At 73.3% G+C, this 17,306-nt stretch carries 15 protein-coding genes; 9 read left to right on the forward strand and 6 right to left on the reverse strand.

Going from position 1 to position 17,306, the window contains the following annotated elements; all coding sequences use genetic code 11:
- Window positions 1-251 precede the first annotated feature (251 nt).
- From ACWFR4_RS06855 to ACWFR4_RS06865, 3 genes are all read left to right on the forward strand, one after another.
- Window positions 252-1,529, forward strand: coding sequence for a DUF1906 domain-containing protein (locus ACWFR4_RS06855; RefSeq protein WP_453468078.1), 1,278 nt, complete (start codon window positions 252-254; stop codon window positions 1,527-1,529).
- An 89-nt stretch (window positions 1,530-1,618) separates the two neighbouring features.
- Window positions 1,619-2,041, forward strand: coding sequence for a DoxX family protein (locus ACWFR4_RS06860; protein ID WP_453651235.1), 423 nt, complete (start codon window positions 1,619-1,621; stop codon window positions 2,039-2,041).
- The gene (locus tag ACWFR4_RS06865) at window positions 2,038-2,505 is read left to right on the forward strand and encodes a peroxiredoxin (RefSeq protein WP_227298035.1); all 468 of its coding nucleotides are present in this window, start codon (window positions 2,038-2,040) and stop codon (window positions 2,503-2,505) included. The genes ACWFR4_RS06860 and ACWFR4_RS06865 overlap by 4 nt, the downstream gene beginning before the upstream one ends.
- Before the next feature lie 68 nt (window positions 2,506-2,573).
- On the opposite strand, the gene ACWFR4_RS06870 is transcribed toward ACWFR4_RS06865, so the two are convergent.
- From ACWFR4_RS06870 to ACWFR4_RS06880, 3 genes are read right to left on the reverse strand one after another with little or no spacing between them, the layout of a single operon-like run.
- Complete coding sequence (locus ACWFR4_RS06870; RefSeq protein ID WP_453651237.1) at window positions 2,574-3,086, reverse strand: cupin domain-containing protein; 513 nt, start codon at window positions 3,084-3,086, stop codon at window positions 2,574-2,576.
- A gap of 48 nt (window positions 3,087-3,134) precedes the next feature.
- On the reverse strand, window positions 3,135-3,557 hold the full coding sequence (locus ACWFR4_RS06875; protein ID WP_453651239.1) for a DUF4267 domain-containing protein: 423 nt from the start codon (window positions 3,555-3,557) through the stop codon (window positions 3,135-3,137).
- A 41-nt stretch (window positions 3,558-3,598) separates the two neighbouring features.
- Complete coding sequence (locus ACWFR4_RS06880; RefSeq protein ID WP_453651241.1) at window positions 3,599-4,276, reverse strand: hemerythrin domain-containing protein; 678 nt, start codon at window positions 4,274-4,276, stop codon at window positions 3,599-3,601.
- Between the two features lie 197 nt (window positions 4,277-4,473).
- Here ACWFR4_RS06880 and ACWFR4_RS06885 point away from each other — a divergent pair, with 197 nt between their 5' ends.
- On the forward strand, window positions 4,474-7,887 hold the full coding sequence (locus tag ACWFR4_RS06885; RefSeq protein ID WP_453651243.1) for a BTAD domain-containing putative transcriptional regulator: 3,414 nt from the start codon (window positions 4,474-4,476) through the stop codon (window positions 7,885-7,887).
- Here the strand turns inward: ACWFR4_RS06885 and ACWFR4_RS06890 are convergent.
- Entirely contained in the window at window positions 7,884-9,203 is a 1,320-nt protein-coding gene (locus ACWFR4_RS06890; RefSeq protein ID WP_326710485.1) for a radical SAM protein, read from the reverse strand. The genes ACWFR4_RS06885 and ACWFR4_RS06890 overlap by 4 nt on opposite strands.
- A 61-nt stretch (window positions 9,204-9,264) precedes the next feature.
- The gene (locus ACWFR4_RS06895) at window positions 9,265-9,957 is read right to left on the reverse strand and encodes a pyridoxamine 5'-phosphate oxidase family protein (protein WP_453468084.1); all 693 of its coding nucleotides are present in this window, start codon (window positions 9,955-9,957) and stop codon (window positions 9,265-9,267) included.
- A gap of 128 nt (window positions 9,958-10,085) precedes the next feature.
- Here ACWFR4_RS06895 and ACWFR4_RS06900 point away from each other — a divergent pair, with 128 nt between their 5' ends.
- The 4 genes from ACWFR4_RS06900 (at window position 10,086) to mmuM (ending at window position 15,435) form a co-directional block, all read left to right on the forward strand.
- Window positions 10,086-11,312, forward strand: coding sequence for an ROK family transcriptional regulator (locus ACWFR4_RS06900; RefSeq protein WP_453651245.1), 1,227 nt, complete (start codon window positions 10,086-10,088; stop codon window positions 11,310-11,312).
- Window positions 11,313-11,327: 15 nt separating this feature from the next.
- Entirely contained in the window at window positions 11,328-14,222 is a 2,895-nt protein-coding gene (locus ACWFR4_RS06905; protein WP_453651247.1) for a glycoside hydrolase family 2 TIM barrel-domain containing protein, read from the forward strand.
- A gap of 128 nt (window positions 14,223-14,350) precedes the next feature.
- Window positions 14,351-14,485: a hypothetical protein gene (locus tag ACWFR4_RS06910; protein ID WP_453465902.1), complete on the forward strand. Its 135-nt coding sequence runs from the start codon at window positions 14,351-14,353 to the stop codon at window positions 14,483-14,485.
- Between the two features lie 35 nt (window positions 14,486-14,520).
- On the forward strand, window positions 14,521-15,435 hold the full coding sequence (gene mmuM, locus ACWFR4_RS06915) for a homocysteine S-methyltransferase (RefSeq protein ID WP_453651249.1): 915 nt from the start codon (window positions 14,521-14,523) through the stop codon (window positions 15,433-15,435).
- Here mmuM and ACWFR4_RS06920 read toward each other — a convergent pair.
- Complete coding sequence (locus tag ACWFR4_RS06920; protein ID WP_453651251.1) at window positions 15,429-16,334, reverse strand: LysR substrate-binding domain-containing protein; 906 nt, start codon at window positions 16,332-16,334, stop codon at window positions 15,429-15,431. The two genes, mmuM and ACWFR4_RS06920, sit on opposite strands and share 7 nt — an antisense overlap.
- Before the next feature lie 127 nt (window positions 16,335-16,461).
- Between ACWFR4_RS06920 and ACWFR4_RS06925 the strand changes: the two genes are divergently transcribed.
- Window positions 16,462-17,289 (forward strand): oxidoreductase, encoded by an 828-nt coding sequence (locus ACWFR4_RS06925; RefSeq protein ID WP_453651253.1) that lies wholly within the window; start codon window positions 16,462-16,464, stop codon window positions 17,287-17,289.
- The last annotated feature ends 17 nt before the right edge of the window (window positions 17,290-17,306 follow it).

Here is a 17,306-nt window from a genome sequence, read left to right on the forward strand (position 1 = left end):
ATCGCCGTCGGCAGCGCTTCCCGCGGCTACTCAGCCGCGGCACCAGGCATGTATCGGCTCAGCGCCCAAACCCCCCGTTCCTCAGCCGGATGCCGGTCGAGGGAGATGCGGCGAGGGTCGACGGTGTCCGCGACTGCGGAAAGTGGATGACACCTCGTCGCTTCCCTCGCGTCGTACGGCCGCCTCGCTGGCCCGACGCGGTACACCTAGCGCTGCAGTCACCCTGATCCCCCTCCGAAGAGGAGACTGTCGTGCGACTTCGTCCGATCATCCGGCGCAGGCGCGGCCCGGCCGCCACCGCGGCGGCACTGCTCGTCGCACTGGGGGCCTTGTCCGCAGCGCCCGCCGGGGCAGCTCCGGCGGAAGCGCAGGACGGCGCACAAGTGGTGACGTACCACGGCTACCAGGTGCAGGTCCCGGCCACGTGGCAGGTCGTCGACCTCGACCGGCGCCCCGACACCTGCGTACGTTTCGACCGGCCCACTGTCTATCTGGGCCGTCCCGGGAACGGGTCGACGTGTCCGGCGAGGCTGGTCGGACGCACGGAGGGCCTGGTCGTCGAACCGCTTGCCGGTCTTGACCCCAACCGTGTGACGCCCTCCACGGCACGCGCCGCCGGTCAATCGGCCGTCGCTCCGGGCGCGGTCTCCACCAACGACGAGATCCAGGTCGCTGTCGAGAGCGCGGGCGTACTCGTCACCGCGTCGCACACCGATGCCAACGAGACCGCGGTACGCAAGGTCCTGGGGTCGGCGACCCTGACGGCGGGCGGCAATCCCGCGCCGCTGCCGACAGCCCGTGCGGCGCGGACCGCGGCCGCCGCGGGGGCGCAGCCCGGCGAATTCACCGGCCATGGCTTCGACGCCTGCACCGCGCCCTCCCAGGGGACGATGGACGCCTGGCGGGGCAAGTCCCCGTACGGCGCCGTCGGCGTCTACATCAGCGGCCAGACACGAGCCTGCGCGCAGCCGAACCTCACCGCCTCCTGGGTGAGCAAGCAGACCGCGAAGGGGTGGCGGCTCATCCCGATCGAGGTCGGCAGGCAAGCCCCCTGCACCACCTTCTCCAACAGGATGTCCGCCGATCCGGCCACCGCACGCTCTCAGGGCGCCACTGCCGCCGTCGGCTCGGTGTCCGCCGCCCGGGCGCTCGGAATCCCGGCCGGGAGCGCCCTCTACAACGACATCGAGGGCTACGCCTCCACCGCCTCCTGCAAGGCGGCCGTCCTCTCCTACCTGTCCGGCTGGACCGAGGCGCTGCACGCCGGCGGCTATCTCTCCGGCTTCTACTCCGGCGCCTCTTCCGGTATCCGCGACGCGGCGGCCGAGCACGACAACCCGGCGTACACGCGCGTCGACCACATCTGGTTCGCCGCGTGGAACGGTGCCGCCGTCACCGACGCGGGCAGCTACGTCCCGGCTTCCGCCTGGCCGGGCAGTCAGCGCATCCACCAGTACGCCGGCGAGGTCCAGGAGACCTGGGGCGGCGCCACGGTGAACATCGACCGCGACTATCTCGACGTCGGATAGGCCAGGGGCGACAGGGGCTCGGTCACGCAGGCTTCCCCAGCGCGCTTACTCCCGAGTAATATCGCGCGCCAGTCATCCGAGGAGGTTCCGTGCCCCGCCCCGCTTCCGGTTCCAGGCCCCGTTCCAGGGCCCGCTCGTCGTCCACACGCAAGTCACTCGCCCTCGCCGGGCTGCTCGCCGGTGCCGGGGTGACACACTTCGTCGCCCCGAAGTCCTTCGACGCCACGGTGCCCCGCGCACTGCCGGGCTCCGCGCGCGCGTGGACGTACGCGAGCGGCGCCGTCGAGCTCGCGCTCGCGGCCGGTATCGCGCTGCCGTGGACGCGCCGCAGGGCCGCTCAGTACACGGCCGCGTTCTTCGTGGGCGTCTTCCCCGCCAATGTGCAGATGGCGGTCGACTGGCGCGACAAGCCCGCGCCGCTGCGGACCGCGGCCCTCGTGCGGCTTCCCCTTCAGGTGCCGCTCGTCCTGTGGGCGCGCGGCGTGGCCAAGGCCCAGGAGGCCGGATCATGAGCAAGCGCGTCGAAGCGGGCGACACCGTCGAGGACTTCACCCTGCCGGACGAGAGCGGAACCCCGACGCGGCTGTCGGAGCTGCTGAGCGAGGGGCCCGTCGTCCTGTTCTTCTACCCGGCGGCCATGACGCCCGGGTGCACGGCCGAGGCCTGTCACTTCCGGGATCTCGCGGCCGAGTTCGCGGCCGTCGGCGCGCGGCCCGTGGGCGTCAGCGCCGATCCGGTCGAGCGCCAGGCGGAGTTCGCCGGGAAGCACACGCTCGGCTTTCCGCTGCTCTCGGACGCGCAGGGCGAGGTGCGCGAGCGGTTCGGGGTCGCGCGCGGCTTCTCGATCGCGCCGACGAAGCGGGCCACGTTCGTCCTCGGACAGGACCGCGTCGTCCTCGAAGTGGTCCGCAGCGAGTTCCGGATGAGCGCCCACGCCGACCGCGCGCTCGCGGTGCTGCGGGAGCGGGCGGCCTGACCACAGCCGGACCGGGGCGGGCGTCCGGCCGGCACCGCACCTCGGCGACGACCGGGGCGGCCCGCCGGTCAGCTCCGGGCCCGGCTCCATTGCTCGCTGCGGGTGAAGTACGTGTCGTAGAGCTCCTGGACGTCCAGGAGCGACTCCGGCGGCACCTTCCCGTAGGCGATGCGCTCCAGATGGCGGAAGTACTCGAAGCGTTCGACACCCGGAGTGATGACGATGAGGATGTCGGCGTTCTCGCCCGGCGCGGCGGCGAAGGCGTGCGCCAGGCCGGGCGGGACGACGACCAGGTCACCGCGCTCCGCGGTCACCACCTGCTCGCCCGAGAGCAGCTGCGCCGTGCCGTCGAGCAGGTAGAACAGCTCGGCGGACCGGGAGTGGTGGTGGGGCGCCGCTCCGTCCGCGCCGTCCAGCAGCGTCACCCGCTGGGTGGACAGCGCGCCGCCGGTGGAACTGCTGTCGGCGAGCAGACGGAGGGTGGTGGGGCCGGCGCCGATGGTCTCGGCATCGGCCGCGCGCACGATCACGGACTCGTCGAACGCGTCGGCGTCGCCGGAGGAAGTAACGATCAGAGACACGGCTTCTCCTTGAAGAGGCAGGGGCAGAGGCGTGGATGTGGCCGGTGGTCAGTCGGTGGCACGTTCGGCCTCGGGCCGCGCGGGGGCCACCGTACGCTCGCGAAGGAGCAGAACGGCGGTCAGCGCGACGCACGCGGCGGTGGCGCCGTGGACCCCGTAGGCGGTGGCGGCCGATCCGCCGTTGCTCAGGACGATCGCCATGTCGCCGGCCGGTACGAAGGTGATCGCGGCCATCGCCCAGCCCAGCGCCCGGCGCTGTCCGGTCAGCAGGAGAACGAGGATGACCAGGCCGGTAGCGATGTCGCGCACCCCCTTGACGGCGAGGAAGGCCGTGCCGTCGTGCCGGGGCCAGGTCGGTACTCCGAAGTCCGGCGCGGTGTCCTGCGGTGCGATGAGGTAGCTCAGGCCTATGTAGATGATGAACGCCGCGCCGAGGGCGGCCAGGGCGCCGGCGAAGTGCTTGACGGTCATGGCGGATCTCCTGGGGTGAGGTGGTGCCGGGCGGGGAGTCGTCAGCGCAGCGGGCGGCGGATGGTGCGCACCGTGCGGGCATAAACGGGCCGGCCGATGACGTGCCAGAGCAGACGGGCCGGGAAGGGCAGGCCGGCGAGCATGGACCGGCGCTCCGCCCGGTCGGCCTCCTCCAGCGCCATGCCGAGGAAGAACAGGAGCTTGGGCTTGGGCGCACTCGCCGCGAAGTGCTCGCCCATGGCGTTCCACTCGGCGGCGGTCAAGTGCCGTGCGGCGAGCGGGAGAAGCGACCTCTCCTCCTCGTCGAGGTGCTCCACCAGGACCGTGCGGTGTTCACAGAGCACCGCCGTGAGCGCGTCCCGCTCCGCCTCGCCTGCCGTACGCTCCCAGGCGGGCAGTGCCTCATCGGCCGCCTTGAGGGTCTCGGCCACCCGGTCGTGCTGCGCCTCCATGCGCAGCACCGCATCGGCTTCGAGGTCGACGCGGGCCAGCAGGAGCGGCCAGAGGTGCTCGTCCTCGCCGGTGTGGTGGTTGTGCAGGCCGAGACGGTAGGTGCGAATGTGCTCCGCGAGGAACCGGGCCCGTGCGGTGTCCCCGGGTGCCACCGCTGCGACCAGTTCGACCAGCAGGCGGGCCTCGCGGCGCAGACCGCGGTGAATGACGACCATCTCGTGGGTGTTCGGGACCTCGATGACCGGGTGTGCGTTCGTCGTCTCCATGGCAAGAGCGTCGCCAACTGGACGTGGAGGGCGCTTGGAAGGCACTTGGAAGGGACGTCGCAAGCGCCTCGGGCGGGGTGGCTCCCCATGCGATTCGGGAGTGCCACAGGCCGCGGCCCCGGCCGGGTTCTCGCCCGGCCGTCATCCGGTCTTGTCCGGGCGGAAGCCGATCGAACCCGTCTACGTTGTACGGCGTCATGGTCTACATACGCGTGCTCGGGTCCTTCGCGGCCGAACGGGACGGCGAGGCGATCCCCCTCGGCGGCCACCGGCAGCGTTCCGTCCTGGCCCTGCTGGTGTCCGCGCGTGGCGGGGTCGTCTCCGTCGACCGGATGATCGAGGACCTCTGGCAAGGGTCCGCCCCGGCCCGGGCGGTGGCGTCGCTCCAGGCGTACGTGTCCAACCTCCGCCGCCTCCTCGAACCCGGCCGGGCCCCGCGCGCGGCGGCACGCCTGCTGGTGAGTTCCCCGCCGGGGTACGCGCTGCGGCTGCCCGGGGACGCGGTCGACGCATGGCGCTTCGAACGGCTCCTGGAAGAGGCGCGAAGCCGTGCCGCCGCCGAGCCAGGGACCTCCAGGGGACTGCTCAGGGAAGCACTCGCGCTGTGGCAGGGTCCGGCCTACGCGGAGACCGCCGACGAACCGTGGAGCCACGCGGAGATCACACGGCTGGGCGAACTCCGCCTGGCGGCAAGGGAGATGACCCTGGCCATCGGACTGCGGGGGCCGGACGTCGCCGGTGTCGTCTCCGAAGCGGGGCTCCTCACCCGCGACGAGCCCCTGCGAGAGGAGGCCTGGCGTCTGCACGCGCTGGCGCTGTGGGCTGCCGGGCGGCAGGCTGACGCGCTGGCCACGCTGCGCCGTGCGCGTCAGGTGCTGGCCGAGGAAGTGGGGTTGGACCCCGGCGCCGCCCTGGTCGCGCTGGAGAGCGCGATCCTCGCCCAGGACGAAAGGGTCCTGCGCGAGGCCACGTCCCTGGCGCCGGCAGCAGCACCTGCACCGCCCCCGAAACCGGACCGCACGGCATCGGTCCCCCGCCCGGGCCACCCGGCCGCGCTTCACAGGGCGGACGACGAGCCGGTGTCCGGGCACGGCGACGCGGGCGAACCGGACCTGTTCGTGGGACGGGACGAAGAGCTGGCGCTGCTGACGGCGGCAGCGGAGCGGGCGCTCCCCGTCGGGCCGCAGGTCGCCCTGGTCACCGGCGAGGCGGGACTCGGCAAGTCGGCGTTGCTGGACCAGCTCGGTGACCGGCTGCGCCGCGCCGGGTGGCTCGTCGCCGTCGGCCGCACCACCGACGCGGAGGGTGCGCCGCCCGCGTGGGCCTGGGTCGAGGCGCTGCGCGGCGTCGCCGCGGGCGCACCGCCCCGGCCCGAGACGGCCACCGCCCTCGCACCGCTGCTCTCCGACGAGCCGCAGCACGGCGCCGGTCTGCCCGCGTCGGGCGGGGAGGCCGAGGCCGGGCGGTTCCGGCTGCACCGCGCGGTGTGGCAGTGGCTCGGGGCGACGGCTCTTGAACGGCCCGTCTGCATCGTGCTGGACGACCTGCACTGGGCGGACGCCGAAACTCTCGCGCTGCTGGCGGGGGCGGCGGACCTGCCGTCGGGGACGCCCCTCCTGGTGGTCTGCGCGTACCGGCCCGACGAGGTGGAGGGCCGCCTCGCCGACACCCTCGCGGCCCTGGCCCGCCGCTCACCCGCGCGGGTGGCTCTGCGCGGCCTCGCCGAACCGGCCGTCGCCGAGGTCGTCCATGCGCTGGGCGGCCCGCAGGCAGACCCCGGGACGGTGGCCGCGCTCACCGAACGCACCGGTGGTAACCCCTTCTACGTCCGTGAAAGCGCCAGACTCCTCGTCAGCGAGGGCGCCCTCGTGGCGCTGTCCGACGTGCCCGAAGGCGTACGCGACGTGCTGCGTCGCCGGCTGGGCCGGCTCCCCGAGGAGGCGGTCGCCGTACTGCGCCTCGCCGCGGTCGCCGGGCGGGAAGCGGGCGTCGAGGTCCTGGTCGCGGCAGCGGAGAGCGCCGAGGACGGGGTGCTGGCGGCGCTGGAGGCCGGGCTGGTCGCCGGGCTGCTCGTCGAACCCGCGCCGGGCCGCGTCCGCTTCGCGCACGCGCTGGTACGCGACACGCTGCTGGCCGATCTGAGCCTGCTCCGCTCCACCCGGATGCACGCGCGGATCGGGGCATCCCTGGAGGGGGTCGCCCCGGACGACGTGTCCGGCCTCGCCCACCACTTCGTACGGGCCGCCTCCTCGGCGACCGCGGAGAAGGCCGTGGCCTACTGCCTGCGGGCAGCCGACCTCGCCGAGGGACGCTACGCCCATGACGCCGCCGCCTCGCTGCTCACCGACGCCGTGGAGAGCTTCGGGCGCATCCCGGTGGCGTCCGGGGACGACGGGACAGACAGGAGCGCGGAGCTGACCGAGCTGCTCGGCCGCCTGGTGCGGGCCCAGGTGCGCGCCGGTGCGGTGGTGGATGCCCGCACGACGCGCCGTACAGCGATCGACCACGCCGTCGGCGCGGGGCGCGACGATCTGCTGATCCGTGCGTTCACGGCCTGGTCCGAGCCGACGCCGTGGCAGACCCGGCCCTACGGCATGGTCGACGAGCCGGTCGTGGCGCATCTGGAACGCCTGCTGAAGCGGCCCGGCCTGGAACCGGCGTTGCGGTGCCGCCTGTTGGTCGCCCACACGGCCGAGCTCTCCGACGCCCGGCTGCCGCGTGTGCGGGAGGCAGCGCGCGAGGCCGTGGCACTGGCGGACGGACTGGGCGACCCGGTGCTGCGGGCGATGGCCGGAGCGGCACTGGTCCGCGAGCTCGACGCGGATCTGGAATGGCGTGAACGGGCCCGCCTCGGCCGCGAACTGGAGGTGCTCGGCACCACGCACGACCTGCCCGCCCACCGCTGGTACGGGCTGTTCATCCGCTCCACCGCCGTGGCGGCCCAGGGTGACGCGGCCGGGGTGCGGCGGCTTGTCGAGGAGTACGTGGAGTTCGCCAGGACCTACCGGATGCCCGGGGCGTCGGCCGTGGGCGCGTGCGTCGAGGCGACGCTCGCGCACATCGAGGGCCGCACCGATGAGGCCGAGCTCATGTACGGCCGGGCCGCCGCCCGGATGGCCCGGCAGGGATCACCGCACGCGCAGGGATACCACGCGCTCGCCGTCGCGACGCTCCGGGCGAACCAGGGGCGGTTGGGCCGGTCCCTGCCGTGGGCCCGGCAGCTGTACGACGAGTACGGCCCGATGACAGCGGACATCCTGGCGGCCGCGCTCGCCGAGGCGGGAGAGACGAAGGAGGCCCGCGCGGTCCTGGCACAGACCGGACCACTGCCGGCGAACTACTTCTTCAAGGTCTTCGGGACGTTCCGCGCGATGACCTTGGTGACGCTCGGGGAGACACGGGGCGCCGATGAGTTGTACGCGTCCCTGCTGCCCTACCGGGACGCCCCGCCGCCCTCCTCCGGCTTCACGGTGGCGACCCGGCCGGTCGCGTCCACACTCGGTGAACTCGCCCTGCTCCTGGGCCGGAAGGGCGATGCCGCCGCCCACTTCGCGCGGGCGACGGCCATCGCCGACCAGTGGCACAGCCCGTGGGGGCGGAGCCGCGGCTAGCCGGCCGGGGCGGTCTCCGGCGCGAGGCTGTCCATGAACGAGCTGACGGAGAACACGGCGCGGCCGGCGCCCGCGGGGCCGTAGCCGGGGGGCGAGGAGAGGCCGTACTCCTCCATCGTGGAGCGGTAGGCCTCCAGAAGCCGGATGTGGTACTCCAGCGGCGCGCCCTGCGGGTTGGCCTTGCCGAGCGGGGTCGTCGGCTCGGGGCACCACGTGGTGAAGCGGGGCGTGATGCCGTGCGACATGAAGAAGCGCAGGCCCTCGGTGGTGGAGGCGATGGCCTCGTCGACGGTGGTGAAGCCGGAGGGCTCGGCCATCTCGACGCCGGCCACGAAGTTCGGGATCACGTTGCGCGCGCCGAAGACGTCCGCCGAGTCGAGGATGCGCTTGTGCCACTCGTCGCGGCCGACGTAGCGCTCCTTGCCGGGGCAGTACAGCTCGAACAGGCGGCGGTCCCACACCTCGTAGTTGGGGTGGTAGATCTGCACGCCGTAGTCCTTGAAGCGCTGCACGTCGTCCTTGGGCAGCGCCTGGGCGACGACCTTGCCGATCCAGCGGCCGGGGAAGTGCTCCTCGATGGCCTTGGCGTACAGGCCGTAGAAGTCGGCCTCGTCGCGGCCCTGGAGCTTGGAGGTGATCGCGCCACCGGTGAGCGTGTAGGCGGTGGATGCCTTCGTGGTGTCGTACTTGTCGATGATCTCGAGGGCTTCGAGGACCTCGTCGACGTCCTTGACCCCGGTGTACGGGCGGCCGGCCGCCTTGTGCTGGCGCCAGTTGTGGTTGATGTCGCAGTACTGGCACTCCTCCTTGGCGCCGAAGTACTGGCAGACGCGGAAGACGGTCAGGTAGATCAGGTAGCCCCACTGGATGGTGGGGGCCACCTCCATGACGGACTTCCCGTTGGAGAGCTTGTGCCGGTAGTACTCCGGCATCGGCGGGACGCCGACGTCCGAGATCCGCTTCCCGTCGAGGTAGAGGCCGAGCATCCCGTCCTCGTCGGCCGCGACCCGGTAGGGCGACGAAGGGTTCACGCGGACCGAGACGACCGTGCGCCGCAGGTCGTAGGGGCCGCCGGTGAGGATGATCTCCTCCGGCGGGCGGCGCAGCGCGGCCTCGCCGAGCTCGGGGAGCGTGCCGTGGTCGAAGGAGAAGATGAAGTACGACTTCGGCTTGACGTCACCGGACTCGTTGTCGCTGAGCGCGGACCTGTCGAACGCCACGCCGCCGCGCAGCAGGTCCTCCTTGAACACCGCTTCCCGCGGCACGTGCGGGAAGCGCTCCATCAGGTCCTCGACCAGCGCCGTGCGGCTCTGCATCCCGTTCTCCTCGCTCCCAGAACCAGTGCTCGAGAACTCACGGTATGCCCCCGCTTGCCGGTCAGCCCTGCCGGGTCCCCGCGCGCGCCACGATGTGTGCCGGGGCGGTGATGCCGGGCGGCAGCAGCGGGTCGGCGGTGGGCGCGCCCCAGCGGGAGGTCAGGGGCAGGGTGCCGGCCCACAGGCCGAGGGCGGCGTCGGGCCCGTCGCCGTCGTCGGGTGCGCCCGTGCGGATCTTGACGGAGGCCTCGTCGAGGGACAGCACCAGGAGGGTGGTGGCGGCCAGCTCCTTGCGGCTGGGCTGCCGGGCGTACGTCCACTGGCCCGGGGTCGCGTGCTCGGTGAGGCGGCGCAGGCCCGCGAGTTTCTCGTCGGGGTCGGTGACCGTGCGCGGTACGCCGTGGATCATCGCGCTGCGGTAGTTCACGCCGTGCTCGAAGACGGAGCGGGCGAGGACCAGGCCGTCGACGTGGGTGACGGTCACGCATATCGGCGCGTCGGGTTCGGCGGCCAGGCTGCGGCTCGCCACCGATCCGTGCAGGTAGAGCCGGGTGTCGTCGCGGCCGTAGACGGTGGGGACGACGACGGGGCGGCCGTCGACGAGGACGCCGAGGTGGCAGACGAACCCCGCGTCGAGGATCGCCTCGAGGTCGGAGCGTTCGAGGCTGCCCTGCTCGCGGAGCCTGCTGTGGCGGGTGCGGTCGGTCTGCGGGAGCGTGCGCGACGGCGTTGTCGCGTTCTCGGTCTGGGTCATGCGGTCGGACGGTACTCCGCGGTGATCACCCCCTCGCGGGCGGGGACTTTTGACAACCCCTTTTCAAATCCCTTGTCGAAAGGGTGCGGGCGGCCGTAGCGTCGAAGCGGGCCGAGGAAGGGGACAAGGTGAAGCGCACATCCCGCGACATCAGGACGGCGAACCGGTACGCGGTGCTGCGCCACCTCATCGCCAAGTCCCCCGCTTCCCGCGGCGAGTTGGCGGAGGCGACCGGGCTCAGCCAGGCGACGGTCGCCACGCTCGTGGGGGAGCTCACGGCGCTCGGCCTGCTCGTCGAGGTCGGCTTCGAGGAGTCCGCGGGCGGGCGTCCGCGCTCGCTGATCGCGGTGGACGCGGCGGGCGGCGCGCTCGTCGGCGTCGACGTGGCGGAGACGTATGTGCACGCGGAGCTCTTCGATCTCGCGCTGGGCGTCGCGGCGCGCGCCGAGGAGGAGCTGCGGCCCGGCGAGTCCGCCCCGGAGGAGGTCGTCGGCCGGATCGCGGCGGCGGTGGGGGCCGTGGTCGCCGCCGCGGACGCGCGCCGCCCGCCGCGGGTGCTCGGGGTGGGCGTCACGATGCCGGGGCAGGTCGACCGCGAGCGCGGCGTCGCGGTCCGCGCCGCGAACTGGGGCTGGCGCGACGTGCCACTGACGGCGCTGCTGGGCGAGCGCCTCCCCTACCCGGTGCACCTCGACAACCCACTGCGGGCGGCGACGGTCGCGGAGCTGTGGTTCGGTGCCGCGCGCGGCCGCGACGACGCCGTGGTCATCAACCTCGGCACCGGCGTCGGCGCGGGCCTCGCGCTCGGCGGCGCCCTGCACCGCGGCGTCACGAACAGCGCCGGCGAGTGGGGTCACACCACGCTCGTCCTGGACGGGCGGCCGTGCCGCTGCGGCGACGCCGGGTGCGTGGAGGCGTACGTGGGCGCGCCCGCCATCATGCGGACGCTGCGCGAACTCGCCCCGGACAGCCCGCTGTTGACCGGCGAGGACCAGACCGCCACGATCGGCGCGCTCGGCCGCGCGGCCGCCGGCGGCGACCCGGTGGCGCTGCGGGTCGTCCGGGAGACCGCCCGCCATCTCGGCGCCGCCGTCGCGGACCTGGTGAACCTGCTCAACCCCGAAGTGATCGTGCTCAGCAGCTGGGTGGCGGCCGCGCTCGGTACGCCCCTGCTGACCGAGGTGCGCGAGGCCGTCGCGCGGCACGCGCTGGGCAGCCCGTTCGCGGCCGCCGAGATCGTCCTGTCCCCGATACCGACCGACCCCGTGAGCCTGGGCGCGGCGACCTTCGCCCTGGAAGGCGTGCTGTCGTCGCCGGGCCTGACCGGCACCACCCTCACCCCGCACACGACCTGACCGTCAAGGAGAACGATGTCCCTCCCCGAGGTGTCCCTCCCTGAGGAATCCGCACTCCCCTACTACGAGCAGGTGTCCCCCGGGACCGGCGGTGTCGTGCCGCGCTCCTGGTACGCCACCTCCGACGCCGCGTCCCTGTCCCTGGACGGCCCGTGGCGCTTCCGCCTCTCGGCGACGGCTGACGCGCACGACGAGTCCTTCGCGCGTCCCGGCCACGACGCGTCCGCCTGGACGGATCTGACGGTGCCGGGGCACTGGGTGCTCCAGGGCGAGGGGGCCCACGGGTCACCGGCGTACACGAACACCGTCTACCCGTTCCCCGTCGACCCGCCGCGTGTCCCGACCGAGAACCCGACGGGTGACCATCTGCGCGTCTTCGACCTGCCGGACGACTGGCCGGCGTCGGGGGCGGCCGTGCTGCGCTTCGACGGGGTCGAGTCGTGTGCGCGGGTCTGGCTGAACGGCGAGGAGCTCGGCGAGTTCAAGGGATCGCGGCTGCCGCACGAGTTCGCGGTCGAGGGGCTGCTGCGCGCGGAGGGCAACGTCCTGGCCGTACGCGTCCATCAGTGGTCGTCCGGCTCGTACCTGGAGGACCAGGACCAGTGGTGGCTGCCCGGCATCTTCCGTGGGGTCACGCTGCTGCACCGGCCCGACGGCGCGGACGCCGACTTCTTCGTGCACACCGCGTACGACCACCGTACCGGGGAAGGCACGCTGCGGGTCGAGGCGGGCGCGGGAGGGCGCGTGACCGTGCCCGAACTCGGCGTGGATGTCGGGGCGGGTGAGCCGGTGACGCTGCCGGTGGAACCGTGGACGGCCGAGACGCCGCGCCTGTACGCGGGTGAACTGGCCACGCCGGGCGGGGAGATCATCCCCTTCCGTGCCGGATTCCGTACCGTCGTCGTGGAGGACGGCGTCCTCAAGGTCAACGGGAGGCGGATCCTGTTCCGCGGCGTCAACCGGCACGAGTTCCACCCGGAGCACGGCCGCACCGTGGACGAGGAGACGATGCGCCAGGACGTCCTCCTCATGAAGCGGCACAACATCAACGCCGTGCGGACGTCCCACTACCCGCCCCACCCCTCGTTCCTGGACCTGTGCGACGAGTTCGGCCTGTGGGTGATCGACGAGTGCGACCTGGAGACGCACGGCTTCACCCACGAGCGGTGGCAGCGCAATCCGGTCGACGACGAGCGCTGGACCCCGGCGCTCCTCGACCGGGCGGCCCGCATGGTGGAGCGTGACAAGAACCACGCGTCGGTGATCATCTGGTCGCTCGGCAACGAGTGCGGCACGGGCGCGGGCCTGAGCGCGATGGCCGGCTGGATCCGCGACCGCGACCCGTCCCGCCCGCTGCACTACGAGGGCGACCCGTCGTGCGCCGACACCGACGTCTACTCGCGGATGTACGCGGACCACGCCGAGGTCGAGCGCATCGGCCGGTACGAGGACGAGGGCCCCGAGGCGCGCCGCGAACTCCCCTTCATCCTGTGCGAGTACGCGCACGCGATGGGCAACGGACCCGGCGGACTCTCCGAGTACCAGCGCCTGTTCGAGACGTACGAGCGGCTCCAGGGCGGGTTCGTCTGGGAGTGGATCGACCACGGCCTCGCGGACGGGCGGTACGGGTACGCGTACGGCGGTGACTTCGGCGAGGAGCTGCACGACGGCAACTTCGTGTGCGACGGGCTCCTCTTCCCCGACCGCACGCCCTCGCCCGGACTCGTCGAGTACAAGAAGGTGATCGAGCCGGTCCTGATCGAGGGCGACGGGACGACCGGCACGGTCCGTGTCACGAACCGCCACGACTTCGCGGACCTCGCCGCGCTCGCCTTCACCTGGTCGTACGAGGTGGACGGTGCGCCGGTGGAGTCGGGCCCGCTTCCCGTGCCCGCGCTCGCGCCCGGCGAGAGCGCGGACGTCAAGCTGCCCGCCCCACCGGACGCGGCGCGGGGCGCGGAGACGCAGTGGACGGTACGGGCGGCGCTCGTGGACGACACCGCGTGGGCGGACCGGGGCCACGTGGTCGCATGGGGCCAACTCCCCGTATCGGGACGGCAGTCGGTGGTTCCCGCGAGCGGGGTGTCGCCGGTGCGGGACGCGGAGCTCATCACGCTCGGCCCGGCCGTCTTCGACGCGCGTACGGGCGAGCTGCGGAGCGTGGGACAGGTGCCGGTCACCGGGGTGCGCCTGGACGTGTGGCGGGCGCCGACGGACAACGACAACGGCGCCGACTGGCAGGAGGACCGGCGGTTCGGCCTCTTGTGGCGAGCGGCCGGGCTGCACCGCATGCGGCACCGCCTCGACCAAGTCGCCCTGGAATCGGGCATGTTGACGGTACGGACCCGGGTGGCCCCCGCGGCCGGGCAGTACGCGCTCGGCACGGAGTACCGCTGGACGGCCGACGAGACGGGCCGTCTGACCCTCACGGTCTCGGTGACCCCCGAGGGAGACTGGACGGTGCCGCTCCCCCGCCTGGGCGTCCGCCTCGGCCTGCCGTCGTCCGCGACGCACGCGCGCTGGTTCGGCGGCGGCCCCGGCGAGGCCTACCCGGACACGCGTGCCGCGTCGCGGCTCGGCCTGTGGGAGGCGTCCGTCGACGAGCTCCAGACCCCGTACGTGCGCCCGCAGGAGAACGGTGCGCGCGCGGATGTCCGCCGGGTGGAGATCGGCGGCCTGCGGATCGACGGCGAGCCGGAGTTCTGGTTCACGGGCCGCCGCTGGACGGGCGAACACCTCGACGCGGCCGGGCACCGCACGGACCTGGTGGCCGGGGACACGGTGTGGGTGAACCTGGACCACGCCCAGCACGGCATCGGCTCCCAGTCCTGCGGCCCCGGCCCGCTCCCGCAGTACGTGCACGAGGTGGCCCCGGCCACGTTCACCTTCACGTTCTCGGCGGCGGGTTGAGCCACGGGCCAAGGCCTGTCCCGTACCCGGGAGTTGAGGGTACGGGCGGGCCGGAGTCGATCACGGACCCATGCCCGCACGGGCTGGGTTGTTGTCCCTGCGACGACCAGCTGCGAGGGATGACCTTCATGGGTGACGACGCTCCCACGGACGAGGCGTGTGTGGCGAGTGTCGACCCGATCGAGCAGACCGTGTACCGCGACATCAACGACGTCACCGGCGACGACATCAACGTGTACGCGGCGGTGGCCTTCAAGCGCTGATCCCGTCCGGGATCCGACAGGGTTACCGTCGCCGTATGACGTCACCCCCTCTTGCCGAAGCCCTCGCCGCGGGGCCGGTCGTCCTGGACGGCGGGCTCTCCAACCAGCTGGAGTCCGCCGGGTACGACCTCAGCGACGAGCTGTGGTCGGCGCGGCTCCTCGCCGAGCGGCCCGAGGCGATCGAGGCCGCACACCTCGCGTACTACGAGGCGGGGGCCTCGGTGGCGATCACGTCGAGCTACCAGGCGACGTTCGAGGGGTTCGCGCGGCGCGAGGTCTCACGCGACCAGGCCGCCGAACTGCTCGCCCTGAGCGTCGAGTTGGCGCGCGAGGCAGCCCGGCGCGCGGAGGCGAAGGGGGTGCCGGGCCCGCTGTGGACGGCCGCGTCGGCGGGCCCGTACGGGGCGATGCTGGCCGACGGTTCGGAGTACCGGGGCCGCTACGGCCTGACGGTGGCCGAGCTGGAGGCCTTCCACCGGCCCCGACTCGAAGTCCTCGCCGCGGCCGGGCCGGACATGCTCGCCCTGGAGACCGTGCCGGACACCGACGAGGCGCGGGCGCTGCTGCGGGCCGTGCGGGGGCTCGGCGTCCCGGCGTGGCTGTCCTACAGCGTCGCCGGCGACCGCACCCGCGCCGGGCAGCCCCTGGAGGAGGCGTTCGCGCTCGCCGCCGACGCGGACGAGATCGTCGCGGTGGGGGTCAACTGCTGCGCCCCCGAGGACGTCGAACCCGCGGTGGCGCTGGCCGCGCGCGTCACGGGGAAGCCGGTGGTGGCCTATCCGAACAGCGGCGAGTCCTGGGACGCAAAAGCGCGCGGCTGGCGGGGCGCGGCCACGTTCACCGCGGACCGCGTGGCCGGCTGGGAGCAGGCCGGAGCGCGCCTGATCGGGGGCTGCTGCCGCGTGGGCCCCGACCAGATCGCGGCGCTCGCCGCGGCCGTACGTCACTGAACGGCGCCGGTGGCCTCCCGGGCGGCCCGCGCGTAGTCCCGTACGAGCGGCCGCCGGTCGCCGTCGCGCCAGGCGAGCGCCAGCCGGGAGGGCGAGACGCCGCGCACCGGGCGGGTCACGACGCCGCCGAGCGTGATGAGCGGCGCGTTGCCCGCCGCGACCAGGCACACCCCGCGCCCGTCGACGAGCGCCTCGTACGTCTCGTCGGTACCGGCGATCTCGGCCCCGACGCGCGGCGGCGTGCCGTCGCGGGCGTCGGTGGCGAGCCAGTGGTCCCGCAACGCTCCGGCGCTCTGCGGCAGCGCGAGGAACGGTTCGTCCGCGAGGTCCGCGAAGTCGATCTCGTCCAGGGCCGCGAGGCGGTGGGTCTCCGGGAGGGCGACATGGCGGGGCTCCTCGGCGACGACGACCCACCGGTAGCGGTCGGGGTCCGGGAGCGGCAGCCACACGAAGGCGACGTCGGCGGTGCCGTCCGCGAGCCCCGCGGTCGCGTCGTCCCAGCCGACCTGGCGCAGCCGGATCCTGGCGTCGGGGTGGGCCTCGGTGAAACGTGACCGGACCGCGGGGAGCAGTCCGCCGCGGCCGGGGCTCGTGCTCATCCCGACGACCAGCGTGGCCAGTTGCTCGGCCCTGGCGCGCTCGACCGCCTCGGCGCCGGTCTCCCACACGGCGAGGACGGCCCGGGCGTGCGGCAGGAGCGCGGCGCCGGCGGGGGTGAGCCGCACGCCCTGCCGGTCCCGGTCGAACAGCTCGGTGCGCAGCTGCCGCTCCAGCATCCGGATCTGCTTGCTCAGCGCGGGCTGCGAGACGTGGAGCCGCTCGGCGGCTCGGGTGAAGTGCAGCTCCTCCGCCACCGCCACGAAGTAACGCAGATCTCTGCCGTGTACGTCCATAACCATCAGCTATCACGTCAGGTCTTGGACGGGCCACCGGTTCCGGCGACATGGTTGATCCAGCAGGGCACGGCAGCGGGAAGCACGGGCTGCGACATCACACTTTTCATCGCACTTTCAGAGGGAGTTCGAGATGGCGAAGGTCTGGCTGGTCACCGGTGCGAACAGCGGCTTCGGGCGGGCGATCACGGAGGCGGCCGTCGCCGCCGGCGACGTCGTCGTGGCCACCGCGCGCAACGCGTCGGCCCTGGCCGACCTGGTCGCGGCCCACCCCGACCAGGTCGAGGCGCTCACCCTGGACGTGACGGACACGGCCGGTATCGGGACGGCGGTGGCGGACGTCGTCGTGCGGCACGGCCGGATCGACGTCCTGGTCAACAACGCGGGCCGCGGCCATGTCGGGGCCGCCGAGGAGACCACGGACGCGGAGCTGCGCGGCCTGTTCGACGTGCACTTCTTCGGGCCCGCGGCGCTGGTCCGCGCGGTCCTGCCGCACATGCGGGCGCGCCGCTCGGGGGCGATCGTGCAGATGAGCAGCATGGGCGGGCAGATGTCGTTCGCCGGGTTCTCCGCGTACAGCGGAACGAAGTTCGCGCTCGAGGGCTTCTCGGAGGCGCTCGCGGCCGAGGTGGGGCCGCTCGGCATCAAGGTCCTCGTCGTGGAGCCGGGCGCGTTCCGCACGAGCCTGTTCGGCAACACGAGCGCCTCCGCGGAGCTCGACGACTACGCGGCCACGGTCGGCCCGACCCGGCGGATGGTCGGCGACGGCGACGGCGACCAGCCCGGCGACCCGGCGAAGGCCGCCGCCGCGATCATCACCGTGCTCGAGGCGGACGTGACGCCACTGCGGCTGCCGCTCGGCGACGACGCCGTGGACGCGGTCGTGGGCCACCTCGACGGGGTGCGTGCCGAGATCGGCGCCTGGGAGAAGGTGGCGCGGGCCACCGCGTTCAACGACTGAGCGGGGTGCGGCGGGGC

The organism is Streptomyces sp. NPDC055140, assembly GCF_053607285.1.

What these genes read in the sequence shown, in the direction of transcription:
- ACWFR4_RS06885 (WP_453651243.1), top strand. Translation starts at nt 4,474, where the DNA reads ATGGTCTACATACGCGTGCTCGGGTCCTTCGCGGCCGAACGGGACGGC.
- ACWFR4_RS06880 (WP_453651241.1), bottom strand. Translation starts at nt 4,276, where the DNA reads ATGGAGACGACGAACGCACACCCGGTCATCGAGGTCCCGAACACCCAC.
- mmuM (WP_453651249.1), top strand. Translation starts at nt 14,521, where the DNA reads ATGACGTCACCCCCTCTTGCCGAAGCCCTCGCCGCGGGGCCGGTCGTC.
- ACWFR4_RS06895 (WP_453468084.1), bottom strand. Translation starts at nt 9,957, where the DNA reads ATGACCCAGACCGAGAACGCGACAACGCCGTCGCGCACGCTCCCGCAG.
- ACWFR4_RS06920 (WP_453651251.1), bottom strand. Translation starts at nt 16,334, where the DNA reads ATGGTTATGGACGTACACGGCAGAGATCTGCGTTACTTCGTGGCGGTG.
- ACWFR4_RS06890 (WP_326710485.1), bottom strand. Translation starts at nt 9,203, where the DNA reads ATGCAGAGCCGCACGGCGCTGGTCGAGGACCTGATGGAGCGCTTCCCG.
- ACWFR4_RS06875 (WP_453651239.1), bottom strand. Translation starts at nt 3,557, where the DNA reads ATGACCGTCAAGCACTTCGCCGGCGCCCTGGCCGCCCTCGGCGCGGCG.
- ACWFR4_RS06910 (WP_453465902.1), top strand. Translation starts at nt 14,351, where the DNA reads ATGGGTGACGACGCTCCCACGGACGAGGCGTGTGTGGCGAGTGTCGAC.
- ACWFR4_RS06925 (WP_453651253.1), top strand. Translation starts at nt 16,462, where the DNA reads ATGGCGAAGGTCTGGCTGGTCACCGGTGCGAACAGCGGCTTCGGGCGG.
- ACWFR4_RS06905 (WP_453651247.1), top strand. Translation starts at nt 11,328, where the DNA reads ATGTCCCTCCCCGAGGTGTCCCTCCCTGAGGAATCCGCACTCCCCTAC.
- ACWFR4_RS06865 (WP_227298035.1), top strand. Translation starts at nt 2,038, where the DNA reads ATGAGCAAGCGCGTCGAAGCGGGCGACACCGTCGAGGACTTCACCCTG.